The organism is Pyruvatibacter sp., assembly GCF_040219635.1.
Classification (GTDB): Bacteria; Pseudomonadota; Alphaproteobacteria; order CGMCC-115125; family CGMCC-115125; genus Pyruvatibacter.
Map to the genome: position 1 here is coordinate 273,701 of NZ_JAVJSC010000004.1, position 13,387 is coordinate 287,087.

A 13,387-nucleotide genomic window follows, 5' to 3' on the forward strand; every position below is an offset into this window, starting at 1 on the left:
AGTGACCGGATACCCTCTCACCTGAGCCCCAACGTTCATCCAGTCAGGGGGCAGAGCAGTTGCAGAGCAACGATGGCTTGCAGCCTACTCTTCGAGACTCGAGCTCTTCATTATCCAGCTGAAAGAGAGGCTCACGTCTTTTTTCGCTCCGCCCCGCAAACATTGTCCGTGCGCTAGGACGAGGTTCTCAAAATCCCATTTGAGAATGGTGCCAATGCTCCTCCGAAACGCAGCCTTGTCTCGAATGCTTAGCTTTACATCCAGCGGAACGCCTCCGCCGTTGCCTAAGATACCAGCCACGCTCTTCACGCCGCGCCAAAACCAAGACTCTCTGGCGGCCTCATGCTTTTGGATAAAGTCCGTGATGATTAGCGTCCTGGAGGGCTTGTGCAGAAACACCACCTCGTCAAGAACGGCATGTCCATCAACTACGCAGTGACTGATCTCGCCGCTCCAATCGGTTTCGACGCCGTTTTTCAGCACCTCATCGATAGCGATGTTTGGGTGCCGCATAGAAAAGCCAGGCGACGCCCAGACCTTTGCAGAAGGATAGTGAGCCTTCCACGGTTCGATACCACGGCTATGGATCTTGTTGGGGGCAACTAGGTGTCCGACAGGACCTAACTCGTTGACGAAGTGCAGTCGCTCTTGCGTTGGCGCAATAGGAGAATGGATCCACAAGCCTCCAGACTCCAGGCGAACTACCGTCATTCTTGTTGTGAAGGGCACAATTCCAAACATGCGGACACTGTCGCCATCCATCGTCCAGATTTCTGGCCCAAATTGCTGTCGAATTTCCATTACCCGAACTCCCCGCTCTGTGACGTGCGCATCAACAAATAGGCCAACGTTTCATCCAACATGTCTGCGTTCAAAGGGATTCGTATGTTGGGCGCACAAGCATTGGAACCTTGGGCTCACTGATTAAGCGTCCTGTGATTTGGGAGCATCTTGGGTTTGTTCCGAACAAGGCATGCATAGAGGCTCACAGAGATCTTAAGTGATAGTTGTTCGTTCGGAACATTACGGTCCAAGCCGCGATGGCCTCTGGTAAACAGGACTTCACTTTAAAAACTGCTGCATCCGAAACTGTTTGCTAATGAAAATCGCGCGATTTGGGGATGATGGTTGCGTTGCGGGGGTGCCCGCCATTTCTTAATGGAATGGGTTTTTTCACTTCGTCGGCATGAGCCACGTCGCTTGTGAAAATACTGTCGGAGAGCCGCCCCAGTTCCGCAGTGTGATCTTCCATCGAGTGCACCACGACATGGATGACATCATCATCCATCTGCAGTTTACCGTGCACTGCCATCAACCGTGCGCCCATCACAACCTTGCGGAACAAAGTGAGCGTCTTCGGCCAGACAACCAGATTGGCGGTGCCGCTTTCATCTTCCAGGGTAACGAAAACAACGCCTTTGGCACTTCCGGGACGTTGACGAATGAGCACGATGCCGGAAATTGAAACACGCGCGCCGTCCCCCTTTGCCCTGAGGTCAGTGGTTTTTGTAAACCCCTGCGCTTCGTAGGTGTCACGCAGGAAGGTCATGGGGTGGGATTTGAGGGAAAGACGCACAGTTTGATAATCAGCCACCACATGTTCACTTAACGGCATGGCGGGCAAAAGTACCGGCACGTCAGCTCCACTGTCAGGTGCATCGGCATATGTGAACAGCGGCAGCTCCGGCCCCTCCTTGATGGCGCGGGCATCCCACAAGGCCTGACGGCGGTCCAGTCCAATGGAGCGGAACGCATCAGCGGCCGCAAGTATTTCTATGCCTCGCGCACTGATGCGTGCACAGCTTCGCAATGCCTCAACCGTTTCATAAGGCGCATCACGACACGCCATGAGACGGGCGGCATCTTCTTTGGCCAGACCGGTTACCTGTCGCAAACCAAGACGCAGGGCATAGTCACCCGCCGCTGTTGGTTCCAGGCTATTATCCCAATCACTCATATTGATGTCGGGGGCCAGCACCGTTACGCCGTGCTCACGCGCATCGCGCACGATTTGGGCGGGAGCATAAAAGCCCATCGGTTGTGAATTAAGCAGCCCGCATGCGAACGCTGCCGGGTAATGGCATTTCAGCCAGCTCGACACATACACAAGCAGCGCGAAGCTCGCGGCATGGCTTTCAGGAAATCCATACTCGCCAAAGCCTTCAATCTGGCTGAAGCACCGCTCGGCATAAGCCTTGTCGTACCCGCGCCCAACCATGCGGCTCACCATTTTTTCTTTATGGGCCGAGACCATGCCTTTGGCGCGGAAGGTGGCCATTGCCTTGCGCAGCTGGTTGGCTTCGGTGGGCGAAAACTGCGCTGCGACCATCGCAATCTTCATCGCCTGTTCCTGAAAGATCGGCACGCCCAGTGTGCGGCTGAGGATTCGCTCAAGCTCATCAGGTGGGCCAAACCGTGCACCAGGCGATGGGTATTCAACTTTCTCCCTGCCCTGTCGGCGGCGCAGATAGGGGTGCACCATATCGCCCTGAATGGGTCCGGGCCGCACGATGGCAACCTCAATGACCAGGTCGTAAAACGTTCGGGGTTTGAGGCGGGGCAGCATGTTCATCTGGGCGCGGCTCTCCACCTGAAAGACACCTACCGAGTCTCCCTTGCACAGCATGTCGTAAACGGCAGGGTCTTCCGGGGGCACAGTGGCAAGCGTAAGCACGCGTCCATAATGAGCTTCAATCAGTGTGAAGCATTTGCGGATGCAGGTGAGCATGCCCAGCGCAAGCACATCGATCTTCAAGATGCCCAATGCGTCGATGTCGTCCTTGTCCCATTCAATAAAACTGCGGTCCGCCATTGCGCCGTTACCGATGGGCACAGTTTGCGTAAGCGGTTTTTCGGTCAGAATGAACCCACCCACATGCTGGCTGAGATGACGGGGCATACCGATAAGTTGATCGGCAATCGCGATTGTGCGGCGTAAATACGGATCAGCAAGGTCCAGGCCCGCCTCATCTGTACTTGCTTCGTCAACGGATGATCCCCAAGACCCCCAAACGGTTTTTGCCAGTGCGGATGTAATGTCCTCACTGAGCCCCATCACCTTGCCCACCTCGCGGATAGCCATTCTGGGGCGGTAATGCACAACAGTGGCGCACAGCCCGGCGCGGGTGCGTCCGTATTTTTTGTAGATATGCTGGATAACCTCCTCGCGCCGCTCGTGCTCGAAATCAACATCGATATCCGGCGGCTCGCGGCGTTCTTCAGAGATAAAACGCTCAAACAGCAGATCATGCTTTGCCGGATCAACAGATGTGATGCCCAGACAAAAGCAGACCGCGCTGTTGGCAGCCGACCCGCGCCCCTGGCACAAAATACCCAGTGCGCGCGTATGCTCGACAATGTCGTGGATGGTCAGGAAATAGCGCGCAATCCCCATCTTTGCGATCAGCGCCAGTTCTTTGCAAATCGTTGCAGACACACGCTGTGGCGTTCCCTGCGGATAGCGCCGGGTTGTGCCCGCCCATGTAAGGTCAGCCAGCCACTCATCGGCAGTCTTGCCACCGGGCACCGTTTCTTCCGGGTATTCGTAGCGCAGTTCATCAAGTGAGAACCGGCAGGCATCGGCGATCTCACGGCTTGCGGAAATCGCATGCGGCCATTCAGCGAACAGACGCACCATTTCAGCCGGGCTTTTAAGGTGCCGCTCGGCATTGGCATGCAGCAGAAACCCTGCATGGGTAATTGTGGTTTTCTCGCGGATGCATGTCATCACATCCTGCAGGGGGCGGCGGTCAGGGGCGTGATAGTGCACGTCATTGGTGGCCAGCAGGTTGAGCCGATGCGCCTGAGCCATCCGGTCAAGCCGGGTGATGCGAGCCCGGTCATCACCCCGATACAAGAAACTGGCAGCGATGTGGCTCATCGCGGGCAGGGCATTTACCAGCGCGGGAAGCTGTGCACCAAAGGACGCAAGATCGTTTCCGGGCAGTGCAATTACGATCAGCCCGTCTTGATGCAGTGCAAGATCATCGAGCGAAAGATCACATGCGCCCTTGGCCTGCCATTCTCCATCGCCGGTTGTCATCTTGCCCTTTGAGAGCATCGTGCATAGCCGCCCATAGGCTTCCCGGTCAGTGGGATAGACAAGAAACGCCTGCCCATCGTCCAGCACCACCCGGCACCCGATAACAGGCTTCAGCTTGGCGGTCCGCGCCTCACTGTGGATGCGTACAACACCGGCCAGTGTGTTGTGGTCAGCAATGCCCAGCGCATCATATCCAAGCGTTGAAGCCGTACGCACCAGATCAACCGCATCTGACGCGCCATGCAGAAATGAAAAGCAGGATGTAACCCCAAGCTCGACGAACGGGCTTTTCTCATTGTGGTGGAAGTCAGCATCCTGTGTGAGCCTGCGGCGGTCAGGTGTAAGCGGTTTGTCGGGCATCACGCAAACAATCCGTGCACGAACCAGTTTGGTTCGCCGCCGCGTCCGTCGTGCAATACGCCCTCACGAAACAGCCAGTAGCGGCGTCCGCTATCATCTTCCACGCGGTAATAGTCCCGCAGCCGCGTACCAGCCCGTGACCGCCACCACTCAGGGGCGATACGTTCGGGGCCTTCATATCGCACAACCCTGTGGGTCAGCCTCCTCCACACAAACTGCGCAGGCGGACCTTCAGGCACGGCATAGATCACCCGAACCTGTTCGGGCACTGGCAGCAGTTTGATAGGTCGCTCGTGCCGCAAAAGGGAATGATCTGTCCCGCCGGTGTTGTTCAGGGCAGGCACCCAACGCTCGGCACGTTCCGGCACGTGGCTTTGTATGGGGCGCGGGCGCAAAACCGCGTCACTGCCCAGGCGGCTTGCCAGCCGGTCCATCAGGCAGGCAAGCGCCACGTCGGCTTCTTCATCACCATCAAGCCTGACCTGCGCAGCGGCCAATGGCTCAGCAACTGTTGCCTCCAGTGCCAGAACGTCAAAACCAAAGCCCGGGTTGAGGGTCTCAAGCCGCGTCTGGAACAGTCTCAGAATATGGGCTGGTGCCCGTGTCGGGCGCGCGGTGGCCGCCTCAACGATGCTGACATCTCCATCGCTGCGAAACGCTTCAAGGCGCAGCCGCCGCGCCCCAAACCCCTGCGCGGCCATATCAGCGCACAGCGTGTCTGCAAGCTCCGGCAAATGCGGCGTGGGATCAGGTATCGGGTCAGGCAGAGAAACAACGCTGCGGAAACGATGGGGCGGCGCAGGGCTGAGCACGGGTTCAGGCTGAATGCCAAAAGCTTGATCCAGCCGCATAAGCGGTGTTTCAAGCATCCGGCGGTTCTTAGCGAAACGCCGCGCCAGCGCCACCCGTGGCACACCTTCCAGTGCGCCGATTGTCTTAAGCCCAAGCCGCCGCAGCAGCACTGTTTCATCAGTGTTGAGACGCAAAGCACCCACCGGCAGTCGGGCAAGAACAGCGCTGACATGCTCAGGTTCGCAGATCATCCGACGTCCACCGCCATAATGCGCCAGTGCCCAGGCCGCACCATGCGTCGGCGCGATAGCCAGACGGGGCTGATGGCCCAGCCGCGCGAATGCAGCCTCGATGGTGGTAAGCATTGCCGCCTCACCGCCCCACAAATGGGCAGAGCCGGTTATGTCGAGCACAATTCCGTCAGGACCGTCAGCCGCACTCCACGGGCACCAGCGCCGACACCACAAGGCAAGCCGGTCAAGATATGCCGCATCACCTGCAAGGTCGGCCTGCTCAACAATGAGGGCCGGGCATATGGCACGGGCATCCACCACGCGCGCACCGTGCTGCACGCCGCCTTTGCGGGCCGCATGGCTCACGGCGTGAATGACCGGCCCGTGTGTTCCCTCACGTGCCAACACCAAAGGCGTGTCACTGGGCGGCAGAGTACCCGCGTGCCGGTGTTGCCGGGTCCAGCGCTCCATTGCCAGTCTTGGCAACCAGATCGAGGCGATGCGCCGTTCTGTCATACTGCGCATGCCACATGCCCCGCTGCTGCCAGCGTGCCCGAAAAAGATCGAGCGACCAGCGCGGGTCTCCGGGGGCTTTGAGGTCGTGGGGATGCGGCGCTGAGGGAAGGGACGAAACCCGCCAGCGTTCGTGAGCGGCAGAGAGCGAAGGACTGGCAGAAACCCGCAGCAGGTAGGCGGGCACACCGCTGGATGCCGCGCTCAACACAAGCCGTTTGGTGGCTGTAAAACTGAGCGCACCGGGCGTGCCCCAGACCTCTGCAACCACAGCCGACAAAGCGGAACATCTCAATCCCTCCTCCACCACCCACAACAGATCGGCGGCATTACGAACGCACACACGGATCATCCCGTCTGGCACGCCCCAGCCCTCAAGCCCCCGTATCGACGGCACACCCGTTTCACGGGCAGACATGGCGTCCTGCACCCACATCACAGGCCGTTGGGGGCTGGCCGTTTGCATCAGCCGAGCCAACACAAAACCCGCACCAGCGGCGTCATGGTGATCGCAGAAAACCTCACAAAGCCCTGTCAGGCGCGCCGGATCGTGTTTTGTAAGTCGTGGATGCAATCTCATATGTTCATGATATGTTCTATTATCAAAAACACAATATCTGCAATGCCGCAAACGCAGATTCAGGGCCGCTCGATCATTCAAGGTGGTATCTCAAGCCCAAGCTTGGAAATCAGAATGACGGAACTCAACCGTCAACGAACACCAGAACAATCGATTTCATTGAAAATCTTGGTGGGCGTACAAGGATTCGAACCTTGGACCCGCTGATTAAGAGTCCGCACGATTTGTTGGAATCCCAAGCTCATTCCGAACAAATTGCGCATAGAGCCTCATAGAGATAGCCGTTTGTTCGAAATGCAATCCGGGCGTGTTTCCAAAAAAGTAGCGATCCGAACTGCGCGGACCGCTCCCTTCAGTATGCCCGCGTTTAATCCAACATGGCTGCGTTAAGTGGGGACCGGTCACGGCCACGAAAGCATCCAGCACAACGGGCTAGAGCTTCAGAGAGGGCAGATCATGTGAAGATTACCTTCGGCCTTAGCTCCGGTGTTCGGGATTCTCAAAGTCGAAACGGCATCCCGCCGACCATGCCTTGCGGTTGTTCCCATGGTTAGAAAACCCGCCGGCATCCTTCAGCATCCGCGCCATGTGCATCAGGTTCCAGGTCATGATCGTCGTGTTGCGTTGCGTAAATTCGTTGGCAAACCCTGCGCCGTCGTCGCCATAGCTTGGGCCGGGTCCGGCTTCGCCAATCCAGCCGCAATCGGCCTGCGGCGGAATCGCGCAACCCAGGTGCGAGAGGGAATAGAGAACGTTCATCGCCACATGCTTGATCCCGTCCTCGTTGCCGGTGACTACGGCGCCGCCGGTCTTACCGTAGAAGATGGATTGACCCTTGTCGTTCAGAAGCCCGGACATGGCATAAAGGCGCTCGATCAGAAGCCTGCAGACCGAGGATTGTTCACCCAGCCAGATAGGCGTGCCGACAACGAGAATTTCCGCCGCCTCCACCTTGCTCCACAGATCGGGCCAATCGTCATGGCCCCAGCCATGCTCGCGCATGTCCGGTTGCACACCGAAGGCGACTTTGTAGGCGGTCATGCGGATCTCTTCCACGGCAACACCACTCTTACGCATGATCTCGGCAGATGTGCCCATCAGCAGCGAGGTGTGGGACGCCTGGCCGGGGCCCTTCAGCGTGCAATTGAAGAACACGGCCCGCAGGTCTGAGAAACTGGCCTTGTTGTCCTCGCATAGGGCGATTTGCCTTTCGTTCAGGTCCATTCGACATCTCCATGTTCAGTCTCGAGATTATGCTCAGTTTCTATCCGAAAGGTTATGGCCCCGCCGCGAGCTCAGCATGTAGCAGCCAAACGGATCAAGTCTTTGCTCCGGCTCAATGACGCATAGCAAGGCATTTTACGACGGCGCCTCAGCGACGCGCGTCTCTCAAAGCTTTATTGTCCTGGCTTGTCGAAAGCCGTTTCGCCGTGACGTCGGCATACATCCGCCGTCGCCATGCCCCTTTCCTGTTCAGCCATGATTGCGATGATCTGTTCTTAGGTGAATTTGCTCTTGCGCATTGTCTGTCTTCGTTGCGACAGACTCTCCATTCAAATGCGGGACCAAATGGTTCTCAGGTCAGTGCTGTCTTTTCACCAAATGAAAGAAAGAACCAAGGGCATGTTCAGCGCGGTACTATTATGATGACGGTAGCCGTATATCCAGCATTGTCCGACCACCACAACGTAATCAAATGGGACGCGACGATCGTTAGTAAACTGACGGAAAAAAGATAGCGGCATTAACTGGAAATTGCGTCGCCTCCGTTAGGGTGCAGAACCTGCCCAGTCATGTAGCTCCCATCCTCGCACGCCAAAAACAAGAAGCAGGGAGCTACTTCGTTCGGCTGACCCGGTCGGCCCAAGGGAGAGTGCTGGCCGAACTCTTCAACTTTGTCTGGCGGAAAAGATGCGGGAATTAGCGGCGTCCAGATTGGACCTGGCGCAACCCCATTAACCCTTATCCCCTTTTTCGCAAATTTGGATCCAAGCGCTCGGACAAGGGCGAGAATGGCACCTTTCGTCGATGCATAGTCAATCAACAAGTCTTGGCCGCGATATGCCGTAACTGATGTTGTACAGATGATTGAAGCGCCCTCGTGGAGATAGGGTAGAGCGGCCTGGATAATGTAAAAATAGCCAAAGATGTTGGTTTTAAAGGTCTGCTTGATCTGTTCCTCAGGGATGTCCTCAAATTCTCCCACAGCGTGTTGCTCAGCAGCGTTCGCGACAACGATGTCAAGGCCATCGAACTTCTCAACAGACTGCCGAACAATTTCGACGCAAAGTGATTTGTTGCCTACGTCACCCCGCAGAACCAATCCTTCGGCTCCCTCATTCCGGACTAACTCGAGTGTTTTTTCCGCGTCCCGGTCTTCATCAAGATATGCGATCACGACGTTTGCACCTTCACGGGCAAACAGAACTGCAGTCGCGCGGCCGATGCCGGAGTCGCCACCGGTGATCAGTGCCGTCTTGCCACGTAGTCTCCCCGATCCGGGATACCGTGGCATGTAGTCGGGCTCAGGCGACATCCGATGTTCGTCGCCTGGTTGCTTTTGCGGCGTTTCCATCATCATATCCTTTTCAGTCCTCATCCACCTGTTCAGGTAACCCCTCATGGCTGGTGGATGCATACTCCTCCAATTCCTCCTCGCTCATCGAATGATACATTTCCATGGAGGCACGTTGGAGGTCTGACACTTTTGTTTCACCACGCTTTGCTGAGAGGGCTGCCCCTGCCGCTTTCTGCTGTGCTTTCGATTTGGCTGGCATCTTCAAGCTCCTTCACGTCGATGGAACATTCAAACGACAAACAATAAGAGTGGCTAATCGGTTCCCTCTAAGGTCGCCTAATTCTGAAAAAGACAACGAAGCCTGCCTAATCCGCATCTGGGTTATGCGCTAAGGCAAGGTTGACAAGATCAGTGCGACGGTAACGGCAGTGATAAGTTGATCAATCGAACTGCAAAGCTGAACATGCCCTGCGGATCGTCACTTGCCAGTCCTGCCGAACCGCGTCGATCATCTCGCGCTTCCGATCCGGCATTAAAGCTTTCGTTTGATAACGTCCTGCAGTATCTCGCGGTCCAGTGAGAGGTCCGCAACAATCCGCTTCAGCCGACCATTTTCGTCTTCCAGCTCCCGCAGCCGTCGCATCTCGGACGGCATCAGGCCAGCGTACTTCTTCTTCCAGTTGAAATAGGTCGCTTGGCTGATCCCCGCCTTGCGGCAGATCTCCGCCACCGGCGCCCCTTCCTCACCCTGCTTGATGACAAATGCCTTCTGCGCGTCCGTAAACGTCGATGGCTTCAGGCCAATTTTCCTCGCCCAGCCAAGGAAATCTAAGACCAAAAACTCTAACCACAAATGGTCCAAATTTCAGGGGGCAGAGCAGTCAGTCAGTTCCGTGCGGCGTTGCAGCAGGCCGAGCTTCAGGAGAAGAGCCATGAGGAGATCGAGGCAATTATTGCGCGCCACGAAGGTTCTCACGGAGATGATTCCGATCCGTCTTAGGCAATGACATTTAACTTCGGCAAGGCTGGCTCCGCCGCCGGTATCGGCGGCATCCAATGCCGGAGTCTGTCGTGCTATTCGGGACTGGACTTCTGCGCCCTGTCGAGCGTGCATGCAGCAACCTTGAGAGAGGGCCATGGCATGGACACCACGGACCGGCATGAACTGATGCGCCAGCTTTTCGTCCTGGCGACAGAACGCCTTGAAGACGCCCACACAGCCGCTGTCGCAGGGCAGGCACCTGACCGTGGCCCTAACGCCTACGAGGACCACGCACGAACCCTGGTCCACCACGCGGAAGATGCCGCCCTCTTCGCCCGATCGGTTCTGGCTGCCGCGGGACGGCGGTGATAGGCCCGCCTCGGCCCGATGGAACGCCTGGACTTGTGGCGCAAAGGAAGCATGCATGTGGCGTAGCAAGGGCTGACACCGCGTGCGGCGCAGCATGAGTCGCCCCGACGGGTCTAGGCGCGAACCCAGCCGACCCTCAGCGCTATCCCGGGACGTTTCGTCAGCGGGCCTTCGGGCAGTGGGAGCCATGGTGGCGCCCGCCCAACCGAAGGAACGCAGCATGACAAAGGCCCGAAACACGACCCGAAAGCCGCGCACGAAGGCCAAGGCATCCGCCGATCGCAAAGCAGTGAACGCCAAATCGCCGCGGCCCACGGCGGATCAGCCCAAGACCCACAAGAATCGTAAATCCACGACCGCCGCTTCGAAACGTCCATCATCGCGGACACCGTCTAAGGCGAGTACGATCGTGGGTCTTCTCCACGGTAATGACGGCGCCTCGCTCGCGGAACTGCAACAGGCGACCGGCTGGCAGCCGCACAGCGTCCGCGGCTTTCTGTCAGGCACCATCAAGAAGCGTATGGGCCTTGCCCTCACGTCCGAGCGCGATGCCGACGGTGAACGCCGCTACCGGATCGTGGAGGGCTAGCGCGATGGACTCTCGCACAAGCCGTACCTCCCGAAAGCTCCCGGCCGACGACGTTGAAGCCGAGATCGCGCGCATCCGCGCCCTGGACAAAGAAGCACTGCGGACCGAGTGGCGGGCCACGTTCAAAAAGCCCGTCCCGAAGGCCCTCACGAAGGACCTTCTCGCCCGCATGCTCATCTGGGAGATGCAGGCAAGGATCTTCGGTGGCCACGACAAGGCAACGCTGAAGCTCCTCGACAGCTACGCCAGGGGCAAACCCAACGAGAGTGACCGGTTAAGACGCCTCAAGGCCGGCACCGAACTTGTCCGCGAGTACCAGGGCAAGCGGCACATCGTGACGGTCGTCCCGGACGGCTTCATGTGGGAGGGCAATGTCTATCGCAGCCTCACCACGATCGCGAAAGAGATCACAGGGACCAACTGGAATGGCCCCCGCTTCTTCGGGCTTCGCCAGACCGATCCAAAGCCCTCATCAGCGCCAAGTCGAAGCAGCAGCGCCAAGGGCAAGGGCGATGCCGGACGACCGGGGCAACTGTGATGCCCGCCACGAAACAGCTGCGGTGCGCGATCTACACCCGAAAATCGACCGAGCATAATCTCGATCTCGAATTCAACTCCCTCGACGCCCAGCGGGAGGCCTGCGAGGCCTACATCAAGAGCCAGGCACACGAGGGCTGGCGCTTGATCCCGCAACACTACGATGACGGCGGTTTGTCGGGCGCCTCCCTCGAGCGCCCTGCCCTGCAGGCGCTCCTGCAGGACATCGAGGCCGGCAAGATCGATGTGGTGGTCGTCTACAAGGTCGATCGATTGACCCGCTCGCTGACGGATTTTGCCAAGCTCGTGGAGCTGTTCGATGCCCACGAGGTCTCGTTCGTATCTGTTACCCAATCCTTCAACACGACGAGCAGCATGGGGCGCCTCACGCTCAACGTCCTGCTTTCGTTTGCCCAGTTCGAGAGGGAAGTTATCGGCGAGCGTGTCCGGGACAAGATCGCCGCCTCCAAGCGCAAGGGTCTGTGGGTCGGCGGACCGGTGCCGCTCGGCTACCAAAGTATCAACAAGAAACTCCACGTGGTGCCGGACGAGGCGGAAGCCGTCAGGACCATCTACCGACTGTACCTGGAGGCCAAGTCTGTCCGCGACCTCGCAGGACGCCTGGATAAGCTCGGCATCCACACCAAGAAACGAAGACTCTCCACGGGGCGGACGGTTGGCGGCGGCCCGTTCGGTGTCGGTGCCCTCGCCCACCTCCTGCAGAACCGCTTCTATATCGGCGAGGTGGTTTATCGCGGCGAAATCTTTCCCGGCGATCATGAGCCCATCGTGGACCGCGAGATGTTCGACGCCGTTCAGAAGAAGCTCGCCGACCACGCTGTCGAGCGTCAGCACAGGTTGAGAGCATCGCCTGCTCTCCTCACCGGGCGCATTTTTGATGCCGACGGGAACCGTATGACGCCGTCGCACACGTCCAAGAAGGGCGTCCGGTATCGGTACTACGTCTCGCACGCATCGCTGCAGCGATCGGCCGGCGCCCAATGTCCACCGTTGCGTGTGCCCGCGCCGGAGGCCGAGGCGCTCGTCGTGGCGGCGATCAGAGAGCGGCTATCAGATGAGTGGGCTGCAGGCGAAGACCTGGATGATCGCGAGGTGGTCCGGCGTCACCTCAGGCGTGTGGCTGTTGGAGACGCAGAGGTCGTGATCGCGTTTGTGTCCGAGCCAGGTCCAGACACAGTGCGCGAGCACGAACGCGACTCTTCAAACGAGGACGGCTCGGGCGAAGCGGTCGAGGAGATTGTGGTGCCCTGGGTCCGGCCGGCATTCCGATCGGAGAAGGGAATTTCACGAGCGCCTTCAGGGCATGAGCCCATGACGCCCGCATCGCGAGATGCACTGCTTACCGCCATCGCCAAGGCGCGGGCCTGGGTAGACGACCTGGCCAACGGTCGCGTCGGCTCTTTCGCTGAGATCGCGGAACGGGAAGGCAAGGTCGAGCGGCATATTCGGCTGCTGGTGCCGTTGGCGTTTGTTTCCCCTGGACACCTGGATGGCATTATAGCCGGCGACCGAAATCACGAAATCTCTATAATCAAGATGGCTAAAATAGTTCCCGATTCTTGGCCAGCCACCTACTAATTCATACAATTGATTTTATCTAAATACGCCTCAAATTCTCTACGCGTACTCGCTACGGATTTTGGAAGCCCTAACGCCTCGCTGACCAAACCCAAGCGCTCAACAGAGGAGCCTGCTTCTTGTCGGCTGGTTGGCGGCATCGCTTGACCATCCCGTCGGGCAGTTAACAGAGACCTGCTTGATGGACTATCCAGAACAATGGCCCGCATTTCAAAAGCCTTTGAAGAGGCCCGATCGTATCAGAATATCGGCAGGTCACGATGTTTCCGCGAA

11 protein-coding genes and 1 pseudogene are annotated in these 13,387 nt (G+C 58.1%); 4 read left to right on the top strand and 8 right to left on the bottom strand.

The features are described 5' to 3' along the window. Nucleotides 1–84: 84 nt before the first annotated feature. From RIB87_RS10065 to RIB87_RS10100, 8 genes and pseudogenes are all read right to left on the bottom strand, one after another. A complete protein-coding gene (locus RIB87_RS10065; protein WP_350146146.1) occupies nucleotides 85–801 on the bottom strand; it encodes a DUF4336 domain-containing protein in 717 nt (238 codons plus the stop codon). 295 nt (nucleotides 802–1,096) lie between these two features. Next, entirely contained in the window at nucleotides 1,097–4,402 is a 3,306-nt protein-coding gene (locus RIB87_RS10070) for an error-prone DNA polymerase (RefSeq protein ID WP_350146148.1), read from the bottom strand. Then, nucleotides 4,402–5,952, bottom strand: coding sequence for a Y-family DNA polymerase (locus tag RIB87_RS10075; RefSeq protein WP_350146150.1), 1,551 nt, complete (start codon nucleotides 5,950–5,952; stop codon nucleotides 4,402–4,404). Before RIB87_RS10075 ends, RIB87_RS10070 begins: the two co-directional genes overlap by 1 nt. Further along, entirely contained in the window at nucleotides 5,846–6,358 is a 513-nt protein-coding gene (locus RIB87_RS10080; RefSeq protein WP_350146152.1) for an ImuA family protein, read from the bottom strand. The genes RIB87_RS10075 and RIB87_RS10080 overlap by 107 nt, the downstream gene beginning before the upstream one ends. A gap of 639 nt (nucleotides 6,359–6,997) precedes the next feature. After that, the gene (locus tag RIB87_RS10085) at nucleotides 6,998–7,744 is read right to left on the bottom strand and encodes a flavodoxin family protein (protein WP_350146154.1); all 747 of its coding nucleotides are present in this window, start codon (nucleotides 7,742–7,744) and stop codon (nucleotides 6,998–7,000) included. Between the two features lie 520 nt (nucleotides 7,745–8,264). Next, complete coding sequence (locus tag RIB87_RS10090) at nucleotides 8,265–9,101, bottom strand: SDR family oxidoreductase (RefSeq protein WP_350146156.1); 837 nt, start codon at nucleotides 9,099–9,101, stop codon at nucleotides 8,265–8,267. 7 nt (nucleotides 9,102–9,108) lie between these two features. Beyond that, on the bottom strand, nucleotides 9,109–9,297 hold the full coding sequence (locus RIB87_RS10095) for a DUF3008 family protein (protein WP_350146158.1): 189 nt from the start codon (nucleotides 9,295–9,297) through the stop codon (nucleotides 9,109–9,111). Nucleotides 9,298–9,481: 184 nt separating this feature from the next. Beyond that, nucleotides 9,482–9,837 (bottom strand): annotated as a pseudogene (locus RIB87_RS10100) (transposase); the annotation flags it as partial. A gap of 342 nt (nucleotides 9,838–10,179) precedes the next feature. Between RIB87_RS10100 and RIB87_RS10105 the strand changes: the two are divergent. The 4 genes from RIB87_RS10105 (at nucleotide 10,180) to RIB87_RS10120 (ending at nucleotide 13,114) form a co-directional block, all read left to right on the top strand. After that, complete coding sequence (locus RIB87_RS10105; protein ID WP_350146160.1) at nucleotides 10,180–10,389, top strand: hypothetical protein; 210 nt, start codon at nucleotides 10,180–10,182, stop codon at nucleotides 10,387–10,389. Nucleotides 10,390–10,609: 220 nt separating this feature from the next. Further along, the gene (locus RIB87_RS10110; RefSeq protein WP_350146162.1) at nucleotides 10,610–10,978 is read left to right on the top strand and encodes a DUF3489 domain-containing protein; all 369 of its coding nucleotides are present in this window, start codon (nucleotides 10,610–10,612) and stop codon (nucleotides 10,976–10,978) included. Nucleotides 10,979–10,982: 4 nt separating this feature from the next. Continuing rightward, nucleotides 10,983–11,516 (top strand): DUF2924 domain-containing protein, encoded by a 534-nt coding sequence (locus tag RIB87_RS10115; RefSeq protein ID WP_350146164.1) that lies wholly within the window; start codon nucleotides 10,983–10,985, stop codon nucleotides 11,514–11,516. Then, the gene (locus tag RIB87_RS10120; protein ID WP_350146166.1) at nucleotides 11,516–13,114 is read left to right on the top strand and encodes a recombinase family protein; all 1,599 of its coding nucleotides are present in this window, start codon (nucleotides 11,516–11,518) and stop codon (nucleotides 13,112–13,114) included. The genes RIB87_RS10115 and RIB87_RS10120 overlap by 1 nt, the downstream gene beginning before the upstream one ends. The last annotated feature ends 273 nt before the right edge of the window (nucleotides 13,115–13,387 follow it).

Bases quoted from the DNA above. Each gene is read 5' to 3' on its own strand.
- RIB87_RS10115 (WP_350146164.1), top strand. From the start codon at position 10,983: ATGGACTCTCGCACAAGCCGTACCTCCCGAAAGCTCCCGGCCGACGAC.
- RIB87_RS10090 (WP_350146156.1), bottom strand. From the start codon at position 9,101: ATGATGATGGAAACGCCGCAAAAGCAACCAGGCGACGAACATCGGATG.
- RIB87_RS10105 (WP_350146160.1), top strand. From the start codon at position 10,180: ATGGACACCACGGACCGGCATGAACTGATGCGCCAGCTTTTCGTCCTG.
- RIB87_RS10075 (WP_350146150.1), bottom strand. From the start codon at position 5,952: ATGCGCAGTATGACAGAACGGCGCATCGCCTCGATCTGGTTGCCAAGA.
- RIB87_RS10110 (WP_350146162.1), top strand. From the start codon at position 10,610: ATGACAAAGGCCCGAAACACGACCCGAAAGCCGCGCACGAAGGCCAAG.
- RIB87_RS10065 (WP_350146146.1), bottom strand. From the start codon at position 801: ATGGAAATTCGACAGCAATTTGGGCCAGAAATCTGGACGATGGATGGC.
- RIB87_RS10085 (WP_350146154.1), bottom strand. From the start codon at position 7,744: ATGGACCTGAACGAAAGGCAAATCGCCCTATGCGAGGACAACAAGGCC.
- RIB87_RS10080 (WP_350146152.1), bottom strand. From the start codon at position 6,358: ATGTCTGCCCGTGAAACGGGTGTGCCGTCGATACGGGGGCTTGAGGGC.
- RIB87_RS10095 (WP_350146158.1), bottom strand. From the start codon at position 9,297: ATGCCAGCCAAATCGAAAGCACAGCAGAAAGCGGCAGGGGCAGCCCTC.
- RIB87_RS10120 (WP_350146166.1), top strand. From the start codon at position 11,516: ATGCCCGCCACGAAACAGCTGCGGTGCGCGATCTACACCCGAAAATCG.
- RIB87_RS10070 (WP_350146148.1), bottom strand. From the start codon at position 4,402: ATGCCCGACAAACCGCTTACACCTGACCGCCGCAGGCTCACACAGGAT.